Genomic DNA, 20,582 nt, shown 5'->3' with positions numbered 1-20,582 from the left:
AATAACCTGCAAGGGATGCTCACGATGTCCTCTCCAACCTATGTCACCCAGAATGAATATCCTCTGGACGATGACACCACCTTAATGTCTACCACAGACGTCCACAGCTACATCACCCACGCCAACGACACCTTTGTGCAGGTGAGCGGCTATCAGCTCGATGAGCTGACGGGCCAGCCGCACAATATGGTGCGCCATCCCGATATGCCAAAAGCTGCGTTTGCCGATATGTGGTACACGCTGCAGCAGGGCGAGCCGTGGAGCGGGATTGTCAAAAACCGGCGCAAAAACGGTGACCACTACTGGGTGCGTGCTAACGCGGTGCCGATGGTGCGCCGCGGGCAGGTGACGGGCTATATGTCGATTCGCACCAGAGCCACAGCGGAAGAGATCGCCGCCGTGGAGCCGCTCTACCGGGCGCTGAACGACGGGCGCTGTAAAAAACGTATTCACAAAGGGCTGGTGGTGGGAAAGGGCTGGCTGGGCAAGCTGCCGGCCATGCCGCTGCGCTGGCGCGTGCGCAGCGTGATGGCGGTGCTCTTTGCTGGGCTCGCCGCCACGCTGGCCGCCACCTCCGCAGGCTGGTTACCGCTTGCCGCCGCTGCGGTGGTGATGCTGATGGGAACGCTGCTGTTTGAGCAACAGATTGTCCGCCCGATAGAGAATGTGGCGCGACAGGCGCTGAAGGTCGCCACCGGCGAGCGCAACAGCGTGCAGCATCTTAGCCGCAGCGATGAGCTGGGCCTGACGCTGCGCGCGGTAGGACAACTTGGCCTGATGTGCCGCTGGTTGATCAATGACGTGTCGAGCCAGGTGGTGAGCGTCCGTGACGGCAGCGACAGGCTGGCGCAGGGGAATGAAGATTTGAACGATCGGACCCGTCAGACCGTCGCGAACGTGCAGCAGACCGTCGCGACAATGAACCAGATGGCCGCGTCCGTTCAGAGTAACTCCGAAACCGCCGCCGAGGTGGACAAACTCTCCGTGGCCGCCAGCAGCGCGGCGACGAAAGGGGGCAACGCGATGCAGACCGTCGTTAAAACGATGGATGACATTGCCGACAGCACGCAGCGCATTGGCTCGATCACTTCCCTGATTAACGATATCGCGTTCCAGACCAACATTCTGGCGCTGAACGCGGCGGTTGAAGCGGCAAGGGCAGGGGAGCAGGGCAAAGGGTTTGCCGTGGTCGCGGGCGAAGTCCGTCATCTCGCCAGCCGCAGCGCCAGTGCCGCTAACGATATTCGTAAACTCATTGATGCCAGCGCCAGCAAGGTGCAGTCCGGCTCTGAGCAGGTTCACGCCGCGGGCCGTACGATGGATGATATCGTTGTGCAGGTGAAAAACGTGACCCAGCTTATCGCCCAGATCAGCCACGCGACCTCCGAGCAGGCAACCGGCTTATCAGAGCTAACCCGCGCGGTAGCTGAACTCGACAGCATCACGCAGAAAAACGCCGATCTGGTCGAGGAGAGCGCGCACATTTCGGCCATGGTGAAGCACCGCGCCGGACGCCTTAAGGATGCGGTGACCGTGCTCCATTGAGTCAGTCATGTTCCAAAAAAACCGTTTATACCGTAGGGAATAAACGGTTTTTTATTTTTCTGATTGTGACTATTAATGGGGTTTGTTGTTAATTTAATATTAAATAACTAAAGAAAGTGCGTCAGTTATTTATTCCTGCCTAAGTCAGTTCTTCAGAATGCTATTTCGAAAATACCCCGTTTGGCGGTCTGGTAACGATCGATGAGGCCATATTAATAGCCTGCACCTATGTATTGTGAGGATTATGAAATAAAAAAACGATCAAACTCATAAAGTTAGCGAAATCGTTACCGATAACAGCGATCGTCTGAGAAATAATCACATCGATGGAGAAAATATGTTCTTTCATGACGTAAAGATCGGCACGAAATTATTTCTGGCGTTTGGGTTCTTTATTGTCCTGATGGCGATCAGCGCAAGTGTGTCTTTGCTGAGCCTGAACCGGGCAAATAATGGGATGCAGTCCATTGTTACCCATGACTATCCGACCACGGTAAAAGCGAACCAGTTAATTGATAACTTCCAGGAATTTATTAGCACTCAACAGCTGATGCTGCTGGACGAGCAGGGTACCTACACGGGGCAATCTCAGCAGCGCCTCAAAGAGATCAGCGAGCATATCACGGTGATTCTGGGCGAGCTGAACACCGCGTTGCAGGATCAACAGTCTCAGCAGGTGCTGGCGGATATCCGAAGCGTGCGCCAGCAGTACCTGGATTCACGCTACCGCATTCTGCAGGCGGTGCAGAACAACAACCGTGCGGGCGCCATACAGGAAATGATGACTACCACCCTCGCCGTGCAGCAGGCTTATAAAGCGAAGGTGAAGGAGCTGATCGCCATTCAGAACAGCGAGATGCAGCGTGCGGGCACGCAGGTGGAAGGAGATTTCAGGTCTAACCGTCTGCTGCTGATCCTGCTCACGCTCTTTAGCGTTGCGGCAGGCAGCCTGATTGGCTGGTTTATCGTGCGCGCCATCACCCGCCCGCTCGGTGAGGCGGTGAATTTTGCAAAGGCCATTGCAGAGGGCGATCTGACGGGCAGCATTACGCCACACGGCAAAGACGAAACGGGCCTGCTGCTGCATGCCCTGATGGAGATGAAGACGCGTCTGCTGGACATTGTGCAGCAGGTGCAAACCGGCTCGGAGAATATCTCCAGCGCTGCCGCGCAGATTGTCGCCGGGAACCAGGATCTGGCCGCACGCACGGAAGAGCAGGCCAGCTCCGTTGAACAGACTGCCGCCTCGATGGAGCAGATCACCGCGACGGTGAAAAATACCGCCTCGCATACCGGTGAAGCGACCAACCTTTCTGCCGATGCCGCCACGGTGGTCAAAAACAACGGTGAGATGATGAAGCAGGTGACCAGCAAAATGCGCCTGATTAACGAGACCTCCAACCGGATGTCCGACATTATCGACCTGATCGACGCTATTGCGTTCCAGACCAATATTCTGGCGCTGAACGCGGCGGTGGAAGCGGCGCGCGCCGGTGAGCACGGCCGCGGCTTTGCGGTGGTGGCCGGAGAGGTGCGCCAGCTTGCCCAGAAGAGCGCGTCGTCTGCCAGCGAAATCCGCGAGCTGATTGAGAGCTCCACCAGCCAGACCCAGGACGGGATGAACCTGGTCGAAAAAGCGAGTGGGCTGATCAACGGCATGGTTGGCAACGTGGAGGAGATGGATGCGATCCTGCGCGAGATCCGTCAGGCCAGCCATGAGCAGACGGAGGGGATCTCGCAGATCAACAGCGCGATTGGCCTGATTGATGCCACTACCCAGCAAAACTCCGCGCTGGTGGAGGAATCCGTCGCGGCGGCGGCATCACTTAACGAACAGGCGATGCACCTGAAAGAGCTGGTACGCGTCTTCCGCGTGAGCGAGCACGCACCGGCTTAATCCAGCTGGGAGATCTCCAGCGCCGCGCGGTCGATTACGCCGATAATCTGCTTAAGCTGCGCGTCGCTGAGCTCTCCCTGATTCACCTTCAGGTCTAATACCGCCTTGAAGTTATCTAGCGCCCGCTTCATCTGCGGGTTTTTGCGCAGCTGAAAGCCGACGCTGCGCGCTTTGATACGCACCTGGATCTGTTCCAGCTGTTCCCGGTTTTCGTCCAGCCAGCGTTGTCCTTCAGCGGTAATCGCAATGCGCTTACGCCCGTTCTCTTCTTCTGTAATGGTGATAAACGCCTGATCCTGCAAATAATCCAGGGTTGGATAGATGACGCCCGGGCTCGGGGTGTAGTTCCCCTGGGTCAGGTTCTCGATCTCTTTAATCAGCTCATAGCCGTGGCTCGCGTTGCGGGTCAGGATATCCAGAATCACCAGCCGCAAATCGCCGTGGCCGAAAAAGCGCGGCCGACGTCCACCGCCCTCGTGTTCGTGTCGCATAGTATTCCCTTTTTTTTTGATATATCTAAACTATATCTAAGATATATTCAGATGCAATCTAAAAGATCTTGCATTTTTCCTTATTAGTAATCATTATCATTTGAAAATTGATTTAGATATATCGTATTCACCAGAAAAGGGTCTAAAAATGGCATCTACTCGTTATCCACAGCGTGTTCGTAATGACCTGCGTTTTCGCGAGCTGACGGTGCTCCGCGTTGAGCGCGTAAGCGCGGGTTTCCAGCGCATTGTTTTAGGCGGCGAGGCGCTGGAGGGCTTTAGCTCCCGCGGTTTCGACGACCATACCAAAGTCTTTTTCCCGGCACCCGGGACAACGTTTACGCCGCCGGTGGTCACCGATGAAGGCATCGACTGGGGTGACGGCGTGCGTCCGCAGGCGCGCGACTATACGCCGCTCTATGATGAGGTCCGTCATGAGCTGATGCTCGATTTCTTCATTCATGACGGCGGCATTGCCAGCAGCTGGGCGGTTGAGGCGAAAGCGGGAGACACGCTGACCATTGGCGGCCCGCGCGGTTCGCTGGTTGTGCCGGAGGATTACGCCTGGCAGCTGTACGTGTGCGATGAATCCGGCATGCCCGCGCTGCGCCGACGCTTAGAGAGCATTGCTCAACTGCCGGTTCGCCCGGACGTGCATGCGGTCGTGACGGTTGGGGATGAATCGTATAAGGACTATCTGGCGCACCTGAGCGGGTTCGACATCACCTGGGTGGTGGGCCACAACGCGCAGGCAGTCGCTGACCATCTGGCGGCGCTGACCGTTCCGGAGAACGATTACTTTATCTGGCTGACCGGGGAAGGGAAGGTGGTGAAACGCCTGAGCCGTCAGTTTGAAACCGACGCGATTGACCCACAGCTGGTGCGTGCCAGCGCATACTGGCACGCCAAATAATCAGGCGGCGGAATCCAGCTGCGCTTCGCTCACCTGATGTTCGAGCGAGGCGCGGACCTCGTGCAGCGCTTTCTCCTGCTGAGCAAAATACGCTTCCATATTGCTCAACGACGAGACCAGCAGCCAGGACTCCTCTTTCTCCAGCTCCGCCAGCTCGTTCACTAAAATGTCGATTTGCTCGCGAACCTGCGCCATTTTTTTGCGGATACGTTCCAGATCGTTCAGCCTGTCGCTTGCCATCAATGGCTCGAAGCCCTGCTGCAGGCGGGCCACCAGCGAACGAATGGCTTTCACATCGCCGCGCTGCTTCGCCTGGTTAAGCTGTACCATCATGCTGTTGGCTTCTTCTTTCAAATCGTCCGCCACCAGATCCGGGTGGCAGAGCTTGCTCGCCTGCCGCCAGAGACGCTTGAGCTCGTTCTGGTCCTCTTGTGAAAGATGCTTACCTTTGCGCAGCCGCACTTCGGCATCGTGATGCTGTTCGCGATACTTCTCGTACTCTTCGTTCGCCTCGTCGCGCGCCTGACGCGCAGGCTCCTCTTCGCGCGTTAAGCCGCTCTCCAGCTCCAGCGCTTCGGCCAGCAGGTTGGCAATCAGATTGCTTTGCTGCTCCAGATGCTTACGCGCCTCGGCGGCCTGCACGGAGTCCGCCGGGAGATCGCGCCAGCGCTGGGTCAGCGTCGCCAGCACCTCTACCGCCTGCGCCATATAGTGCTGGCAGCGACGGTAATCCTCCTCGCGCCGACGCGCTTCCGCCTGCTGACGACGCAGGTTCAGCTCCGCCAGCGTTTTACGCAGGGCGAGGATCTGCTGCATCAGCGGCCCGAGGCGGGAGAAATAGAGATCGTTGAACTCATCAAGCTGCTGCACCCGCGCGTTGCGGCGGTCAATCAGATCGCGCAGACGCTCTTCCAGCGCCTTCAGCTCCAGCTTGCTGGCCGCCACCTGCGGATCGCGCCACGGCGTCACGGCGCGCTGGCCCTGCAGCCAGGCGGTAATGGCCGCCATGGCCGCGGTATAGTTCTTCTCCTCAAGCGCCACGACGATTGCCTGCAGCTCATCGTCAAACGCTTCATTTTTCAGGCGTGTCAGCTGGCTCTGGATGATGTCGTCATCTTCCAGTTCAATGGCATTTTTAATGATTTCTAGCCGTTTGATCGGTGTGCTCATGATGCCTTTCGCTTTGGCGCTTAAGTATTTGAGTTAAGGTTAGTTGTTGTAAAAGCTACAGGAAATAATACACACGGATGATGATCGGCGCGATGGGGGATTTCTTTAGTTTTTAGGGTTTGTGAGGGTGAGCGGCAGGCCGGACTACGTGTGATTGATTCCGTATGTGCTTGCATAGGGTGCAGCAAAAATCAGAGGCGGTAACTGCCAGAGAATGCTTAACAGCATTAAGCATGATTAAAATACCCCAAACGTGTAAGAAGTGCGGAGAGCCGGCACCGGGTGATCGCGCGAGGTATTGCCATCGAGGGAGGCTACGTGCTGGCAAACCCAAGGTGCGAAAGAATTGGCACTAAAAACAATATAGGGCGGATTAACCGCCCTTTTTTTACGCTGTTACACGCTCGTTCCACGCGTCTGAATATTGGACGTTCCCATCGCAATACTTCCAGGTGATCCGCTCATAGCGCAGCTGTACGCCCTCATTATGATTATGCATCTGTAAACCTGGCTCTTTGCAGTTATGCATAACGGGGTTAATGCTGACTATCCGGACGTTTTCCAACAGCATGTTGAAATACTCTACCTCTTGCCCCGCATCGTTGATTTTATACCACTTAATTTCCGCGCTTTTCAGCGTCTGCCCGGTAGCTACGGCCTTATAAAGATATGGGCTGGAGCTATCAAACTCCTTTTCTATTACGAGCGGCGCATGTAAGCGTGTACCGGTGATTTTGCCCGTGTTGTTATCGGTAGGAACTAACAGGCCGTGACTAAAAGAAAGCACCTCAATGCTTCCCTCGCGGTTTTGAACATCCACAGATCCATAAATCGGGTTGCCGCCATCGTCTCTAAGCCACAGGTAAGCAGGAATAGCCATTTTTAAAACTCCATTTTATGTAAAGAGAATAAACCCTCATTAACGGCTAAAAACCGATCGCAGGTGATACAAATTGTGTTATAGATTCGTGTTATTTAATCGGGTTACTTATTGATGTTGCAAATAAAATTAATAGATTGATCTCAAACAGTATCGCGCCGTGCTGTTGCTCTTATGTTGCTGGTTTTGCCAGGTAAAAGGGAATAACGATGGCATGTATACCGATTTACCCGCCCCGCGGGCTGGAGATATTGCGCGAACACATCAGGCTTGCGCGGGCGCGTCACGGAGTTCAGGACATGGCCACCCCGCTTACGTATACGTGGTTTTATGAGCGAGTAAGGAACGGCGGACCGTGGGATTACAAACAACAAAAACGGGCTTACGCTGACTTCGGAAATTTTCATTACGGCGCTGTGGGTTATGCAGCGTGCATCCCTGAAAAGATTTTGCTTATTGCCGCTGGCGCGGCGCAGTGGAAGGCCGGCACATCAAGGCCGGAATGGGGCAATTTTACGGGAGCCCCGCCGTTTGGTGATGATCCGATGGACCAATTTTGGATAAAGCAAGGCATAGACTATGTTAAGCAGCACCACTATTAAGGCGTTTAAGGCGTTGCATTGGGTGGCTACATTCACCATGGCTATCGTGATTGCGGGATACTGTTATTTTCAGCATATCCAGCGCTTAACGGTGAGTGACAAACTTTATGAGGTTCGCCAACTCACGCCCCGTACGTGGTTATATATAACTGAATATGACGGCTCGAACATGACCACAGGGGAAGTATATCGTTATTTTTTAGCAAGCAAGATTGACGGCGATCCGCTGGCGGCTCTCGAAAAACAACATATCGCCCCAACGCTTACCGCGAACACCGCCCGTGCGAAAGTTGACGGCATAGGCAACAATATCTCATTTACTGTTTATGGCACCGTGTACAGCTTTACAACGTCCGCATTTTTTTATGATGCTGAGGGAATAGCTGCCGCGCCGTCAATCGACTTAACGGCCCGTGGCGAGGGCTGGGGCAAGGGGAAATTTAGTCGATAGATAATTATTTATTTAAAAATCCCCTGCGGTCGTGTCAATGACTCGATGAGCCGCGTGTAAGTTTCACGGCGTACCCGTAGCGGTTCATGGATCAAAAGTACATTGTGATTGCCCGCCGGGTATTACCCATGCAGGTTAATGGCTGGGGCGAGGGGGAGATCCGGTTGATATTGTCAGGGAAGAACTTCCCTGCAAAAATTACAGCCAGAATCCCCCACATACGATCTGCGAATTCGCAGAAAATTACCGTTAAAAAACGAAACCGACACGCGGATCCGTCAAAATTACGAATTCGCAATTTGAAATGTTAAGTTTTGCTAAGGTTCTGGCGCTCGTCACAAATAACAGTTCACAGCATGAATCTCTAAAATGTGATGATGGACACGCCGGGCGCAGAACATAATATCATTTTAATTGTTGTGGTTTATGCAGTTTGCTCCACTAGCTGCAACCGGCGTGAGTGCGCCCCAAACATTACCGCAGCCGCCTGCGGTTTTTGGATCATAAAAATTTTTCAGTTTTATTTTTCTTCAAACCAGACCGCCAGACCGCGCCAGTGCTGGCGCTTTTGCGTAAAACCAGAACTGAAAAGAGTGAAAAGAATTTCAGTATTTTTCAGTTTAGTGGATCTTAACAGGATCTGATTGTGAGCTTAACATCCAGAAAAATATGAATATTTTTTGATTCTTGTGAGTTGAATGGATCAAGTTATGTTGGTGCGAGGAGGGAAATAGAAACCCGCGAAACCAAGTAGGGTGCGGGTTTGTGGACAGTAATCTGTTATATAAAAACTGAAATCTATTCTTTCTTTTTCCTCTCGTCCCATGACTCAAGAATATACAAAACAAGCGTATGAGCTGAGTTAATTGCAAGCCTTGCATGGCGAGGCAGAACCTTATAGGACTTTCTTCCTGCGCCGTGTGCTGTGCTGGCATGTGTACGAAAAGCGCCAATACCATCTACTATAGAGAACAATCCTGTGAGGATTCTGCGCAGATCATTATCCTCAATGACTTGTGGATTCATACCTAAACTATCTTTCACTACCTTCCAGACGCTCTGAAGGTCTTGTTTGGCGGGCATTTGTAAACCTTCGTCTGTAATATAAATTTTGCATACAGATTCAAGAATGTTACATGCAGCCGAAACTGATTCTTTTGGCTCTTTTTGAATGTGCTCCAGGGCTCGATTGAATTCCATTTCAATCGCGGGCATGTTTCTACCTACAATTGCCTCTTGCAATGATAGCGATGGCTTCGATCCACCAGAAGCAATAAAGCCGCCTGTCATGTAAGAAAAACCGTATTTAGCCAACATTTTATTTACGTTTTCTTTGAAGGTTGGCTCGTTTTTGTTATCTGCAAGAAAGCTGAACGGCGATGGTGTAGGGTAAGATTCCTCACTCTCCATGTATCCCTCGATCAACTTGCCGAGTACCGATAAAGGGTCTTCGCATACTTTATTAATTCTACGTAACCATTCTAAAGCTTTTACATGCTTTGAACCTTCGGGAGCATCTCCCGGAGCATCGGCATAGAAAAAAAGACTATCTAAACTAGCGTGGGTTTCTACGGATGATATGTGATCGGCTACAACTGACACTAAAGGCTGCGGAATTTTTCTTTCCATTTTCCTCTAACTCGTCGTTTGAAATGTTGGTGCGTTGGCTCGCAGTGGCTAAGTCGTGCGACACTTTTGCGACACAACGGAAGAGAACAGCTAGTTTTACAAGGATTTGAGATGGATATTTTGCTGATACTAAAGGGAAAATTTGGTGGCCCCTGCTGGACTTGAACCAGCGACCAAGCGATTATGAGTCGCCTGCTCTAACCACTGAGCTAAGGGGCCGTGGCGGTGAATTATAAAGTAACTCCCCGCAGCAATCCAGCCATTCACACCTGCATGCTGTTTTTATAAACAACGCATTATCAATCCTTTATACTTCCATAACGATGTATCAGCGGGAGTAAAGATGATCAACGACATTCTGGCCCCTGGCCTGCGGGTGGTGTTCTGCGGAATCAACCCGGGTAAGTCCTCGGCGCACACCGGTTTTCACTTTGCCCATCCGGGCAATCGCTTCTGGAAGGTGATCTACCAGGCCGGGTTTACCGACAGGTTACTCAAGCCCGAAGAGGAGCAGCATCTGCTGGACACGCGCTGCGGAATTACCATGCTGGTCGAGCGGCCGACGGTACAGGCAAGCGAGGTCAACCTGCATGAACTGCGCAGCGGCGGGCGGGAGCTGGTGAAGAAGATTGAAGACTACCAGCCGGCCGCACTGGCGATCCTCGGCAAGCAGGCCTACGAGCAGGCATTCAGCCAGCGCGGGGCTAAGTGGGGTAAGCAGAGCATCATGATTGGCGTTACGCAGGTGTGGGTGTTGCCGAACCCGAGCGGGCTCAACAGGGCGACGCTGGATAAGCTGGTGGAGGCCTACAGGGAACTTGATGAGGCGCTGATGGTGCGGGGGCTTTAGCTCCTTTGCGGTCTGATGCCCTCACCCACAGGTCGAGGGAATAAACAAAAAAAAGCTCCCGATTGGGAGCTTTTTCACTGTCAGAACAGATTAGTCGTCCAGGAAGCTACGCAGCACTTCAGAGCGGCTTGGGTGACGCAGCTTACGCAGCGCCTTCGCTTCGATCTGACGGATACGTTCGCGGGTAACGTCGAACTGTTTACCCACTTCTTCCAGCGTGTGGTCGGTGTTCATATCGATACCGAAACGCATACGCAGCACTTTCGCTTCACGGGCGGTCAGGCCAGCCAGAACATCGTGCGTTGCGGCACGCAGGCTCTCGGTGGTGGCAGAGTCAAGCGGCAGCTCGAGGGTGGTATCCTCGATGAAATCACCCAGATGCGAATCTTCATCATCACCAATTGGTGTTTCCATGGAGATTGGCTCTTTGGCGATCTTCAGCACCTTACGGATCTTGTCTTCCGGCATCAGCATGCGCTCGGCCAGCTCTTCCGGCGTCGGCTCGCGACCCATCTCCTGCAGCATCTGGCGGGAAATACGGTTGAGCTTGTTGATGGTCTCAATCATATGCACCGGAATACGGATGGTGCGCGCCTGATCCGCGATAGAGCGGGTGATAGCCTGACGGATCCACCAGGTTGCGTAGGTGGAGAACTTGTAACCACGACGGTATTCAAACTTATCTACCGCTTTCATCAGACCGATGTTGCCTTCCTGAATCAGATCCAGGAACTGCAGACCGCGGTTGGTGTATTTCTTGGCGATAGAGATAACCAGACGCAGGTTCGCTTCAACCATCTCTTTCTTCGCACGGCGGGCTTTCGCTTCACCGATGGACATGCGACGGTTGATATCTTTAACCTGCTCGATGGTCAGGCCGGTCTCTTCTTCAATCTGCTGCAGCTTCTGCAGGCCGCGATACACGTCTTCTTTCACGTCGTGCAGTTTTTCAGACCACGGCTTGTTCATCGCGATAGCCGCGTTGAACCAGGTTTCGCTGGTTTCGTTGCCGGTGAAGAGGGTGATGAAGTTCTTCTTCGGCATTTTGCACTGCTCAACGCACAGCTTCATGATGATGCGTTCCTGGGTACGTACGCGATCCATCATCACGCGCATGCTGTTCACCAGGTAGTCGAACTGTTTTGGCACCAGGCGGAACTGTTTGAACACTTCAGACAGTTTCAGGATCTCTTCCTGAGCGGCTGCGTGGCTGCGGCCTTTCGCTTTGATGGTGTCACGCGTCACTTCGTACTGAGTACGCAGCTCGGCAAACTTCTCGCGCGCCAGTTCCGGGTCGATGCTGTTGTCATCATCGGCGCTGTCGTCGTCGCTCTCTTCCTCATCTTCGTCTTCGTCATCATCCATCTCTTCCTGAGACAGTTCAGAACCGACGTGAGTGGCGGTAGGTGCCATATCTTCTTCAGCGTTCGGGTCGACAAAACCGGTGATCAGGTCAGACAGGCGCGCTTCTTCCGCTTCAACGCGATCGTACTGCTCCAGCAGATAGGTGATCGCTTCCGGGTACTCGGCAACAGAGCACTGAACCTGGTTGATCCCATCTTCGATGCGTTTTGCGATGTCAATTTCGCCTTCGCGGGTCAACAGTTCAACGGTACCCATTTCGCGCATGTACATGCGGACCGGGTCAGTGGTACGCCCGATTTCAGATTCCACGCTGGACAGTACCTGTGCAGCAGCTTCTTCCGCATCTTCGTCAGTGTTGTTGGAGGTTTCAGCCAGCAACAGATCATCGGCATCCGGTGCTTCTTCCATCACCTGAATGCCCATGTCATTGATCATTTGGATGATGTCTTCGATTTGATCTGAATCGACGATATCTTCCGGCAGATGGTCATTGACCTCGGCATAGGTCAGATAGCCTTGCTCCTTACCACGTTGGACAAGAAGTTTCAGCTGTGACTGCGGGTTTTGCTCCATAAGACGGTATCCACACTTAATTCGTTTGATTGGTGTCGGCGATGGGGCTGCCAACCTTTAAAGCGAGGGCGTACTTATATTTTTGCCGCTGCCTCTCAGTGCGGCTGCCGGGGGCTTCCCGATCGATATTCGGCACTTAAGCCGTTAAATTTATTTATTTCTTCGCCAGTTCCTGGTTAATCATCCAGAGCTCCCGGCGTTCTTCGCTGCTCAAACCGTGTGTGCGCTCGCGAGCTATCAACTCTTCCTGGCGCAGCTCAAGCATCGAATCAAACATATGGTTGAGTGAGTCGGTGAACGTTTTTTCTGCAATGTCCTTATCTGCTATATCGTCCCACATCGACAATTTTTCAAGGGTAGCGGCCTCTTTTGTGCCGCGATAATGCTCTAAAAGTTGTCCGGTGGTCAGACCTGGCTGAGACAAACAGGTGTTGACCAGTTCTGAAAATAAGCCAAGCCCGGGCAATTTTTCGTGGTTCAAACCCGCCAGCGACGGCACCTGTGGCGCCAGCTCGGGGTTTTGTACCAGTAACCCTATCAGTATACGCATGGTTGTGCGTTTTAGCTGAGGCGCGGGGCGAACCGCACCGTTTTCAGCCTGTTTAGGCATTAAACGTTCAAGCTGGCTGTCATCCAGAATGCCGAGCTTGTTGCCTAGCTCCTGACGCAGGTAGATGCGCAGCGTTTCGCCGGGCACCTGACTGATTAACGGCAGCGCCAGCGTGCTGAGCTGCGCGCGCCCGTCAGGGGTACTCAAATCAACCTGCGGCATCAGGCTGTTAAACAAAAACGTGGAGAGCGGCTGAGCCTGCTCCATCCGCGCTTCAAACGCCGCTTTGCCCTCTTTACGCACCAGCGTATCCGGGTCTTCACCGTCGGGCAGGAACATAAAGCGCAACTGACGCCCGTCGGTCATATAGGGTAGCGCGGTTTCCAGCGCGCGCCAGGCGGCATCGCGTCCGGCGCGGTCTCCGTCGTAACAACAAATCACGTTGTTGGTCACGCGGAACAGCAGCTGGATGTGATCCGCCGTCGTGGACGTTCCTAACGACGCAACCGCGTAGTTAATGTCGTACTGCGCCAGCGCAACGACGTCCATATAGCCTTCGACGACCAGAAGACGCGGAGGTTCCGCGTTATCCTGCTGCGCCTCATAAAGGCCGTAAAGCTGGCGGCCCTTATGGAAAATATCGGTTTCCGGGGAGTTGAGGTACTTCGGCAGGGCATCACCCAGCACGCGACCACCAAAACCAATTACCCGGCCTCGCTTGTCGCGGATTGGGAACATTACCCGTTCGCGGAAGCGGTCGTAGCTTCGTCCCTGGTCGTTGGTGACCAGCATGCCTGCATCGATGAGAGACTTACGATCTTCGCTATTGCCGCCAAAACGCTTTAACACGTTGTCCCAGCCGGGCGGGGCGTAGCCAATAGCGAAACGCGCAATGACATCGTCGCTCAGTCCGCGCTTGTTCAGATACTGACGCGCAGGCTCAGCCGCAGAGTGCTTAAGAGACTGTTGGTAAAACGAATTCAGGCCATCCATCAGTTGATACAGCGTTTGCCGTTGATGGCGCTCGATCTGACTTGGCCCACTGCCAGCTTCATACGGCACTTCAAGGTTATGCATTGCCGCCAGCTCTTCGACGGTTTCAACGAACTCGAGCTTGTCGTAGTTCATTAAAAAATCGACGGCATTACCGTGAGCACCACAGCCGAAGCAATGGTAAAACTGCTTTTCACCGTTTACGGTAAAGGAGGGGGTTTTTTCGTTATGGAACGGACAGCACGCATGGTAATTCTTGCCCTGCTTCTTCAGCTTTACCCGCGCGTCGATGAGATCGACGATGTCGGTTCTGGCGAGCAGGTCATTGATGAAAACGCGTGGGATTCTTCCGGCCATATGCCCCAAAATTTAAGCGACTTATAAACGAAAACAAGCCGCGCATTCCTTCCGGAAGCACGGCCTTACGACTACTACTCTGTCTGTCAATTGAGGGCTGAGGCCCTCAACCAATTAGTACAGACGAGTACGGCGTGCGTTTTCGCGAGCCAGTTTCTTCGCGTGACGTTTCACAGCGGAAGCTTTAGCGCGCTTACGTTCGGTCGTTGGTTTTTCATAAAACTCACGACGACGAACTTCAGCCAGAACACCTGCTTTCTCGCATGAACGTTTGAAGCGACGCAGTGCTACGTCGAACGGCTCGTTTTCACGTACTTTAATTACCGGCATGTAACTCTCACCTTTAATAAATTCGGTTTGCCGCTGGCATCAACGCCAGCTTATTTCAAAATGGTGCGGAATTTTACTGCAAATGCTGCTGCTTTGTAAAGCACCGATGCGATTTTGAAAGGGACTTTAATAAGGGGGAGGAGTATACACGAGCCTTCTTCCTGGGGCGAACAAAGTTTTACATCAACCCGCCCAGGCTCTACACTGCGCGGTATTGAAACGAGGTAAAACAAGTCATGCGTGTACTGGGTATTGAAACATCCTGCGATGAAACCGGCATCGCCATTTACGACGACGAAAAAGGGCTTCTGGCCAACCAACTGTATAGTCAGGTGAAATTGCACGCTGACTACGGCGGCGTCGTGCCTGAACTGGCCTCTCGTGACCACGTGCGTAAAACGGTTCCCCTGATTCAGGCGGCGCTGAAAGAGGCCGGGTTGAGTTCAACCGATATTGATGCCGTGGCCTATACCGCGGGTCCGGGCCTGGTCGGCGCGCTGCTGGTCGGCGCGACGGTTGGCCGTTCGCTGGCCTTCGCGTGGGATGTGCCAGCCATCCCGGTTCACCATATGGAAGGGCACCTTCTGGCACCGATGCTGGAAGAGAATCCGCCTGAATTTCCGTTTGTGGCGCTGCTGGTCTCCGGCGGCCATACGCAGCTGATTAGCGTCACGGGCATTGGCAAGTACGAGCTGCTGGGCGAGTCAATCGACGACGCTGCCGGTGAAGCGTTCGACAAAACCGCCAAGCTGCTGGGACTCGATTACCCAGGCGGCCCGATGCTGTCCAAAATGGCGGCGCAGGGAACGGAAGGGCGCTTTGTCTTCCCGCGTCCGATGACCGACCGTCCGGGGCTGGACTTCAGCTTCTCCGGGCTGAAAACCTTCGCGGCCAACACGATCCGCAATAACGACGACAGCGAGCAGACCCGCGCCGATATCGCCCGCGCGTTTGAAGATGCGGTGGTGGATACGCTGATGATCAAGTGCAAGCGCGCGCTGGATCAGACCGGCTTCAAGCGTCTGGTGATGGCGGGCGGCGTCAGCGCCAACCGCACGCTGCGCGCGAAGCTCGCCGAGATGATGCAAAAGCGTCGTGGGGAAGTGTTCTACGCCCGTCCGGAATTCTGTACCGATAACGGGGCGATGATTGCCTACGCCGGTATGGTGCGCCTGAACGCTGGCGCAACGTCTGACCTGAGCGTGTCCGTGCGTCCGCGCTGGCCGCTGGCGGAACTGCCTGAGGCGTGAGTTTTTTTGCCCGGTGGCGCTGCGCTTACCGGACCTACAAAACCGTAGGCCGGGTCAGGCGAAGCCGCCACCCGGCAATAACCCGCACTACACCCGCAGCATCCCTTTCTCTTCCAGAAACGCAATAATCGTCCCCAGACCGTCTCCCGCTTTCAGGTTGGTAAAGGTCCATGGACGCTCGCCACGCATGCGGTTGGTGTCGCGCTCCATCACCTCCAGCGACGCCCCCACGTACGGCGCGAGATCGGTTTTGTTAATCACCAAAAAATCGGACTTGGTGATCCCCGGCCCGCCCTTGCGCGGGATTTTTTCCCCTTCGGCCACGTCGATCACGTAGATGGTCAGATCCGCCAGCTCCGGGCTGAAGGTCGCGCTCAGGTTGTCCCCGCCGCTTTCCACGAAGATCAGATCCAGATTGCCGAACTTCTCGCTGAGCGCTTCCACCGCCGCCAGGTTCATCGAGGCGTCCTCGCGGATGGCGGTATGCGGGCAGCCGCCGGTCTCCACGCCCACGATGCGCTCCGGCGCCAGCGCGCCCGCCTCGGTCAGGATGCGCTGATCCTCTTTGGTGTAGATATCGTTGGTCACCACCGCCAGGTGATATGTGTCGCGCATTGCCTTGCAGAGCGCTTCCAGCAGCGCGGTTTTGCCCGACCCTACCGGGCCACCCACGCCCACGCGCAGGGGATGTTTGTAATCAGCCATGTTGACTCCTCAGGAACGGAATAGTCGTGAATATTGGGTTTCGTGGCGCGCGGAGGCGATGGCGGACAGCGGCGTAGCTGCTCCCAGCGCGTCGTCGCGACGTAAAAAGGCCTGTTCAAGCCCGGCGGCAAAATGGTCGCTCAGCTCGATAATCAGCTGCTGCGCCGCCTGCTGCCCAAACGGCACCAGCTTGACGCCCGCCATGACCGCGCTCTCAATCCAGCTGTAACCGAGGCTCAGCGCCAGCTCGCGCACGTCAATGCCCCAGCGCACGCCGAGCCACGCCATGCCGCAGAGCTGGCTTTGCCTGCACAGCGCCAGCCATTCTGTCGAGCAGTCCGGCTCCCAGCTTTTGATGAGACGCGTAAAGGCCGCTCCGCGGTTGCGTTCTTCTTCGCGCAGCTCGCGCGTTTCCCGACAGGCGAGCAGGTATGCCGTCCAGCGTCTGGCCGTCGCCAGGTCGTTCCGATTGCAGGCCTGGCAGAGACGGTGAAACAGCGGCAGATCGACGCAGAAAAAACTCTGCTCCATCTGCTGGATCTGCCAGCGTTTAAAGGCGTCGGCGTCCGTGACCCAGCCCGCCTCCACGGCCCACTCCAGCCCCTGCGACCAGGTAAACGATCCGACCGGCAGGCTGCTGCTGGAGAGCTGCATCAGGCGCAGCCACTGGCGGGAGTGCTCCATCAGCTCATCAGCGCCAGCAGGGCGGAGACGATCAGCCCGCCGCCGAAGGTTTTACGCAGGCCGTCGTGACGGCGCAGCAGCAAGCCTGCGGCGAAACTGGCGCACAGCACCGTCGCGCTGGCGAACATAAACCCGCTGGTGAACAGCCAGAAGCTATGGCCGGACATCTCCACGCCGTGCGCCCAGCCGTGGAACATCGCCAGGGCAGGCACCGCCAGCAGCAGACGGTTTTCAGTCTTAAACATCATCACGCCGCTGACCGCCAGCGAGGCGATAATCAGCATCTCCATGCCGCTAAAGCCGCCGAGCAGGCTGCCCGCAACGGCGCCGACAAGCATCATCCCGAGGGTGGCAAACGGCAGCAGGAGCTTGCGGCCGCTCAGCGCCGAGAGCACGCCAGCGCCCGCTAGCATTAGCAGGTGATCGAGCCCGGTCAGCGGATGGAAAAAACCAGCCTGAAAGCTGTCGGCACCGTGGCCGGGATGCGCGAGCGCGGGAACGGAAAAAGCCAGCAGTAACAGGGGGAGTAACTTGCGCATGATGGATCCTTAATGTGAATGGGCGTGAGCGTGGCTATGGCTGTGGGCATCGCTGGCATACGCGCCCGCTTCCGGTTCAAACGGCAGGCTGGCGTAGGTCACCTCCAGCCCAAACTGGCGCAGCATGTCGTCGAGAACGTGATCGTGGTGATAGCGCAACTCGCCGGGCATCACCTGCAGCGGCACGTGGCGGTTGCCCAGGTGGTAGCAGGCGCGGGCCAGCAGGAATGGATCGGCGCAGCGCACCACGGAGACGGACTCAGCCGCGGCGATCACTTCGATCACTTCGCTGCCGTCGTCGGTGGTCAGCAGGTCCCCCCCGCGCAGCAGCAGGCCGCGCGGCAGCATCAGCCCGGCTTCGCGCCCGTCGTTCAGCGCTACGCGGGCGCGGCTTTTCACCCGCACGTCAATCGGCAGCGTGACGCTGGCGGTAGTCGGGTGCGCGTGGTCCAGACGTTGGGTCAGATAAATCATCATCACTCCTCAAAACAGGAAATAGCGTTGCGCCATCGGCAGAACGTCAGCCGGTTCGCTGGTTATCAGTTCGCCGTCGACGCGCACCTCGTAGGTTTGCGAGTCGACGGTGATGTTCGGCTGCAGAGCGTTATGGATCATGTCGGCCTTTTTCACCGTCCGGCAGCCTTTCACCACCGCGGTGGCGCTCTGCAGGTTGAGCTGCTGCGGGATGCCGTTCGCACTGGCGGCCTGCGAGATAAACGTCAGCCGTGTGGCGTGGCGCGCGGCGCCCAGCGATCCAAACATCGGACGGTAATGCACCGGCTGCGGCGTGGGGATTGAAGCGTTGATGTCGCCCATCGGCGCGCAGGCGATCATCCCGCCCTTGACGATGGTGGCGGGCTTGACGCCGAAGAACGCCGGGGACCAGACCACCAGATCTGCCAGCTTGCCCGCCTCAATCGAGCCCACTTCATGGGCGATACCGTGGGTCAGCGCCGGGTTAATGGTGTACTTGGCGACATAGCGCTTCACGCGGAAGTTGTCGTTCTCGCCGGTCTCTTCCGGCAGCGCGCCGCGCTGAACCTTCATGCGGTGCGCGACCTGCCAGGTGCGGATAATCACTTCCCCGACGCGGCCCATGGCCTGCGAATCTGACGAGGTGAGCGAAAACGCGCCGATATCGTGCAGCACGTCTTCCGCGGCGATGGTCTCCCGACGAATGCGGGATTCGGCAAACGCCACGTCCTCGGCGATATCCGGGTCGAGGTGATGACAAACCATCAGCATGTCGAGATGCTCGTCGATGGTGTTCACCGTGTAGGGCAAGGTCGGGTTGGTGGAAGAGGGCAGAATATTCGGGTGCGCGCAGGCGGTGATGATATCCGGCGCGTGGCCGCCGCCCGCGCCTTCGGTGTGGAAGGTGTGGATGGTGCGCCCGCCAATGGCGGCCAGCGTATCTTCGACAAACCCGGACTCGTTCAGCGTGTCGCTGTGCAGCGCCACCTGAATGTCCATCTCTTCGGCCACCTCCAGCGAGCAGTTGATCGCCGCAGGCGTGGCGCCCCAGTCTTCGTGGATCTTCAGCCCGATGGCGCCCGCGGCAATCTGCTCGCGCAGGGCATCCGGGTTGGAGCCGTTCCCCTTGCCGAGCAGGCCGATATTCACCGGAAGCGTATCGGCAGCCTGCAGCATGCGGGCGATATACCACGGCCCCGGCGTGCAGGTGGTGGCGTTGGTGCCCGCCGCCGGACCGGTGCCGCCGCCGATCATGGTGGTGACGCCGGAGACCAGCGCCTCTTCCGCCTGCTGCGGGCAGATCCAGTGGATGTGGGTGTCGATCCCACCTGCGGTGACGATCTTCCCTTCGGCGGCGATGACTTCGGTTGCGGCACCAATCGGGATCGTCACGCCGGGCTGAATGTCCGGGTTGCCGGCTTTGCCGACGGCAAAGATCCGCCCGTTCTTGACGCCGATATCGGCTTTCACGATCCCCCAGTGATCGACGATCAGCGCGTTGGTCAGCACCAGATCCACGCAGTCGTCTGCGGTCATCTGCCCCTGACCCATGCCGTCGCGGATCACCTTCCCGCCGCCGAACTTGACCTCTTCGCCGTAGATCGTGAGATCGTCTTCCACTTCAATCCACAGCTCGCTGTCGGCCAGCCGCACTTTATCGCCGGTGGTGGGGCCGAACATATCGGCATAGGCCTGGCGCGAAATCTCAGCCATGTTTCACCTCACCCATTACCTCGCCACGAAAGCCGACAATGCGCTGCGCACCCGTGACCTGAACCAGCGTCACTTCGCGCTTCTGGCCGGGCTCAAAGCGCACGGCGGTGCCTGCCGGGATGTTCAGCCGGTAGCCCCGGGTGACCTCACGGTCAAACTTCAGCGCCGGGTTGACCTCGTAAAAGTGATAGTGCGATCCGACCTGGATCGGCCTGTCGCCGTGATTTTCGACAATCACGGTTTGGGTTTCGCGCCCGACGTTGATCGCAATCGCGCCGGGCTGGATCTGGTATTCGCCTGGGATCATCACGCGCTCCTTAGACGATCGGGTTGTGGACGGTGACGAGCTTGGACCCGTCCGGGAAGGTGGCTTCCACCTGGATATCCGGGATCATCTCCGGCACGCCCTCCATTACCTGGTCGCGCGTCAGGACGTGGCGGCCCGCCTCCATCAGCGAGGCGACGGTTTCGCCATCGCGCGCGCCTTCCATGATGAAGGCGCTGATCAGCGCGACCGATTCCGGGTAATTGAGCTTTACCCCGCGCGCAAGGCGGCGTTCGGCAACCAGCGCGGCGGTAAACAGCAACAGCTTGTCTTTTTCTCTGGGGGTCAGTTCCATA

Annotated in this window: 21 protein-coding genes and 1 tRNA gene; 7 read left to right on the top strand and 15 right to left on the bottom strand. The window is 56.1% G+C overall.

The window, feature by feature from the left end:
* The first annotated feature begins 24 nt into the window (after positions 1 to 24).
* Together AA74_RS0112585 and AA74_RS0112580 are read left to right on the top strand one after the other, a co-directional pair.
* The gene (locus tag AA74_RS0112585) at positions 25 to 1,545 is read left to right on the top strand and encodes a PAS domain-containing methyl-accepting chemotaxis protein (RefSeq protein ID WP_025912523.1); all 1,521 of its coding nucleotides are present in this window, start codon (positions 25 to 27) and stop codon (positions 1,543 to 1,545) included.
* A 337-nt stretch (positions 1,546 to 1,882) separates the two neighbouring features.
* Entirely contained in the window at positions 1,883 to 3,442 is a 1,560-nt protein-coding gene (locus AA74_RS0112580) for a methyl-accepting chemotaxis protein (RefSeq protein WP_025912522.1), read from the top strand.
* Here the strand turns inward: AA74_RS0112580 and AA74_RS0112575 are convergent.
* On the bottom strand, positions 3,439 to 3,933 hold the full coding sequence (locus AA74_RS0112575) for a PadR family transcriptional regulator (RefSeq protein WP_008503175.1): 495 nt from the start codon (positions 3,931 to 3,933) through the stop codon (positions 3,439 to 3,441). The two genes, AA74_RS0112580 and AA74_RS0112575, sit on opposite strands and share 4 nt — an antisense overlap.
* Before the next feature lie 148 nt (positions 3,934 to 4,081).
* Between AA74_RS0112575 and AA74_RS0112570 the strand changes: the two genes are divergently transcribed.
* Positions 4,082 to 4,846 (top strand): siderophore-interacting protein, encoded by a 765-nt coding sequence (locus tag AA74_RS0112570; RefSeq protein ID WP_025912521.1) that lies wholly within the window; start codon positions 4,082 to 4,084, stop codon positions 4,844 to 4,846.
* On the opposite strand, the gene AA74_RS0112565 is transcribed toward AA74_RS0112570, so the two are convergent.
* Complete coding sequence (locus AA74_RS0112565; RefSeq protein ID WP_021242347.1) at positions 4,847 to 6,016, bottom strand: DNA repair ATPase; 1,170 nt, start codon at positions 6,014 to 6,016, stop codon at positions 4,847 to 4,849.
* 388 nt (positions 6,017 to 6,404) lie between these two features.
* Positions 6,405 to 6,896: an Hcp family type VI secretion system effector gene (locus tag AA74_RS0112560; protein WP_023294612.1), complete on the bottom strand. Its 492-nt coding sequence runs from the start codon at positions 6,894 to 6,896 to the stop codon at positions 6,405 to 6,407.
* Positions 6,897 to 7,195: 299 nt separating this feature from the next.
* Between AA74_RS0112560 and AA74_RS0112555 the strand changes: the two genes are divergently transcribed.
* A complete protein-coding gene (locus tag AA74_RS0112555; RefSeq protein ID WP_008503179.1) occupies positions 7,196 to 7,498 on the top strand; it encodes a polymorphic toxin type 44 domain-containing protein in 303 nt (100 codons plus the stop codon).
* On the top strand, positions 7,476 to 7,949 hold the full coding sequence (locus AA74_RS0112550) for a hypothetical protein (RefSeq protein ID WP_008503181.1): 474 nt from the start codon (positions 7,476 to 7,478) through the stop codon (positions 7,947 to 7,949). Before AA74_RS0112555 ends, AA74_RS0112550 begins: the two co-directional genes overlap by 23 nt.
* 798 nt (positions 7,950 to 8,747) lie before the next feature.
* Here the strand turns inward: AA74_RS0112550 and AA74_RS0112545 are convergent.
* Positions 8,748 to 9,578, bottom strand: coding sequence for an abortive infection family protein (locus AA74_RS0112545; protein ID WP_023294610.1), 831 nt, complete (start codon positions 9,576 to 9,578; stop codon positions 8,748 to 8,750).
* A 143-nt stretch (positions 9,579 to 9,721) separates the two neighbouring features.
* A tRNA-Ile gene (locus AA74_RS0112540) sits at positions 9,722 to 9,797 on the bottom strand.
* 124 nt (positions 9,798 to 9,921) lie between these two features.
* Here AA74_RS0112540 and mug point away from each other — a divergent pair.
* Positions 9,922 to 10,428 (top strand): G/U mismatch-specific DNA glycosylase, encoded by a 507-nt coding sequence (gene mug / locus AA74_RS0112535; protein ID WP_008503183.1) that lies wholly within the window; start codon positions 9,922 to 9,924, stop codon positions 10,426 to 10,428.
* Positions 10,429 to 10,518: 90 nt separating this feature from the next.
* On the opposite strand, the gene rpoD is transcribed toward mug, so the two are convergent.
* The 3 genes from rpoD to rpsU form a co-directional block, all read right to left on the bottom strand.
* Positions 10,519 to 12,366, bottom strand: coding sequence for an RNA polymerase sigma factor RpoD (gene rpoD / locus AA74_RS0112530; protein WP_008503184.1), 1,848 nt, complete (start codon positions 12,364 to 12,366; stop codon positions 10,519 to 10,521).
* A gap of 154 nt (positions 12,367 to 12,520) precedes the next feature.
* Entirely contained in the window at positions 12,521 to 14,266 is a 1,746-nt protein-coding gene (gene dnaG / locus AA74_RS0112525) for a DNA primase (RefSeq protein WP_023294585.1), read from the bottom strand.
* 114 nt (positions 14,267 to 14,380) lie between these two features.
* Positions 14,381 to 14,596, bottom strand: coding sequence for a 30S ribosomal protein S21 (rpsU, locus tag AA74_RS0112520; protein ID WP_001144069.1), 216 nt, complete (start codon positions 14,594 to 14,596; stop codon positions 14,381 to 14,383).
* 236 nt (positions 14,597 to 14,832) lie between these two features.
* Between rpsU and tsaD the strand changes: the two genes are divergently transcribed.
* Positions 14,833 to 15,846 (top strand): tRNA (adenosine(37)-N6)-threonylcarbamoyltransferase complex transferase subunit TsaD, encoded by a 1,014-nt coding sequence (gene tsaD / locus AA74_RS0112515; RefSeq protein WP_008503186.1) that lies wholly within the window; start codon positions 14,833 to 14,835, stop codon positions 15,844 to 15,846.
* Between the two features lie 87 nt (positions 15,847 to 15,933).
* Here tsaD and ureG read toward each other — a convergent pair whose 3' ends face one another.
* From ureG to AA74_RS0112480, 7 genes are read right to left on the bottom strand one after another with little or no spacing between them, the layout of a single operon-like run.
* The gene (gene ureG / locus AA74_RS0112510) at positions 15,934 to 16,551 is read right to left on the bottom strand and encodes an urease accessory protein UreG (RefSeq protein ID WP_008503187.1); all 618 of its coding nucleotides are present in this window, start codon (positions 16,549 to 16,551) and stop codon (positions 15,934 to 15,936) included.
* Between the two features lie 9 nt (positions 16,552 to 16,560).
* Positions 16,561 to 17,235 (bottom strand): urease accessory protein UreF, encoded by a 675-nt coding sequence (locus tag AA74_RS0112505; RefSeq protein ID WP_025912519.1) that lies wholly within the window; start codon positions 17,233 to 17,235, stop codon positions 16,561 to 16,563.
* Positions 17,235 to 17,774: a HupE/UreJ family protein gene (locus AA74_RS0112500; protein ID WP_023326096.1), complete on the bottom strand. Its 540-nt coding sequence runs from the start codon at positions 17,772 to 17,774 to the stop codon at positions 17,235 to 17,237. Before AA74_RS0112500 ends, AA74_RS0112505 begins: the two co-directional genes overlap by 1 nt.
* Before the next feature lie 9 nt (positions 17,775 to 17,783).
* Positions 17,784 to 18,248: an urease accessory protein UreE gene (gene ureE, locus AA74_RS0112495; protein WP_023294583.1), complete on the bottom strand. Its 465-nt coding sequence runs from the start codon at positions 18,246 to 18,248 to the stop codon at positions 17,784 to 17,786.
* A gap of 9 nt (positions 18,249 to 18,257) precedes the next feature.
* Entirely contained in the window at positions 18,258 to 19,961 is a 1,704-nt protein-coding gene (ureC, locus tag AA74_RS0112490; RefSeq protein WP_025912518.1) for an urease subunit alpha, read from the bottom strand.
* The gene (locus tag AA74_RS0112485; RefSeq protein WP_024906478.1) at positions 19,954 to 20,268 is read right to left on the bottom strand and encodes an urease subunit beta; all 315 of its coding nucleotides are present in this window, start codon (positions 20,266 to 20,268) and stop codon (positions 19,954 to 19,956) included. The genes ureC and AA74_RS0112485 overlap by 8 nt, the downstream gene beginning before the upstream one ends.
* Positions 20,269 to 20,278: 10 nt before the next feature.
* Entirely contained in the window at positions 20,279 to 20,581 is a 303-nt protein-coding gene (locus AA74_RS0112480; protein ID WP_003862556.1) for an urease subunit gamma, read from the bottom strand.
* Between the last annotated feature and the right edge of the window lies 1 nt (position 20,582).

It is taken from the genome of Enterobacter sp. 5-4, assembly GCF_000612205.1.
In the GTDB taxonomy this organism is placed as follows: domain Bacteria; phylum Pseudomonadota; class Gammaproteobacteria; order Enterobacterales; family Enterobacteriaceae; genus Enterobacter; species Enterobacter roggenkampii.
This window is presented reverse-complemented; position numbering and strand designations above follow the sequence as displayed.

What these genes read in the sequence shown, in the direction of transcription:
- AA74_RS0112560 (WP_023294612.1), bottom strand. Translation starts at nt 6,896, where the DNA reads ATGGCTATTCCTGCTTACCTGTGGCTTAGAGACGATGGCGGCAACCCG.
- AA74_RS0112585 (WP_025912523.1), top strand. Translation starts at nt 25, where the DNA reads ATGTCCTCTCCAACCTATGTCACCCAGAATGAATATCCTCTGGACGAT.
- AA74_RS0112500 (WP_023326096.1), bottom strand. Translation starts at nt 17,774, where the DNA reads ATGCGCAAGTTACTCCCCCTGTTACTGCTGGCTTTTTCCGTTCCCGCG.
- ureG (WP_008503187.1), bottom strand. Translation starts at nt 16,551, where the DNA reads ATGGCTGATTACAAACATCCCCTGCGCGTGGGCGTGGGTGGCCCGGTA.
- AA74_RS0112580 (WP_025912522.1), top strand. Translation starts at nt 1,883, where the DNA reads ATGTTCTTTCATGACGTAAAGATCGGCACGAAATTATTTCTGGCGTTT.
- AA74_RS0112505 (WP_025912519.1), bottom strand. Translation starts at nt 17,235, where the DNA reads ATGGAGCACTCCCGCCAGTGGCTGCGCCTGATGCAGCTCTCCAGCAGC.
- AA74_RS0112480 (WP_003862556.1), bottom strand. Translation starts at nt 20,581, where the DNA reads ATGGAACTGACCCCCAGAGAAAAAGACAAGCTGTTGCTGTTTACCGCC.
- AA74_RS0112550 (WP_008503181.1), top strand. Translation starts at nt 7,476, where the DNA reads ATGTTAAGCAGCACCACTATTAAGGCGTTTAAGGCGTTGCATTGGGTG.
- tsaD (WP_008503186.1), top strand. Translation starts at nt 14,833, where the DNA reads ATGCGTGTACTGGGTATTGAAACATCCTGCGATGAAACCGGCATCGCC.
- ureC (WP_025912518.1), bottom strand. Translation starts at nt 19,961, where the DNA reads ATGGCTGAGATTTCGCGCCAGGCCTATGCCGATATGTTCGGCCCCACC.
- rpsU (WP_001144069.1), bottom strand. Translation starts at nt 14,596, where the DNA reads ATGCCGGTAATTAAAGTACGTGAAAACGAGCCGTTCGACGTAGCACTG.
- mug (WP_008503183.1), top strand. Translation starts at nt 9,922, where the DNA reads ATGATCAACGACATTCTGGCCCCTGGCCTGCGGGTGGTGTTCTGCGGA.
- AA74_RS0112545 (WP_023294610.1), bottom strand. Translation starts at nt 9,578, where the DNA reads ATGGAAAGAAAAATTCCGCAGCCTTTAGTGTCAGTTGTAGCCGATCAC.
- dnaG (WP_023294585.1), bottom strand. Translation starts at nt 14,266, where the DNA reads ATGGCCGGAAGAATCCCACGCGTTTTCATCAATGACCTGCTCGCCAGA.
- AA74_RS0112565 (WP_021242347.1), bottom strand. Translation starts at nt 6,016, where the DNA reads ATGAGCACACCGATCAAACGGCTAGAAATCATTAAAAATGCCATTGAA.
- AA74_RS0112575 (WP_008503175.1), bottom strand. Translation starts at nt 3,933, where the DNA reads ATGCGACACGAACACGAGGGCGGTGGACGTCGGCCGCGCTTTTTCGGC.
- AA74_RS0112485 (WP_024906478.1), bottom strand. Translation starts at nt 20,268, where the DNA reads ATGATCCCAGGCGAATACCAGATCCAGCCCGGCGCGATTGCGATCAAC.
- AA74_RS0112570 (WP_025912521.1), top strand. Translation starts at nt 4,082, where the DNA reads ATGGCATCTACTCGTTATCCACAGCGTGTTCGTAATGACCTGCGTTTT.
- rpoD (WP_008503184.1), bottom strand. Translation starts at nt 12,366, where the DNA reads ATGGAGCAAAACCCGCAGTCACAGCTGAAACTTCTTGTCCAACGTGGT.
- ureE (WP_023294583.1), bottom strand. Translation starts at nt 18,248, where the DNA reads ATGATTTATCTGACCCAACGTCTGGACCACGCGCACCCGACTACCGCC.
- AA74_RS0112555 (WP_008503179.1), top strand. Translation starts at nt 7,196, where the DNA reads ATGGCCACCCCGCTTACGTATACGTGGTTTTATGAGCGAGTAAGGAAC.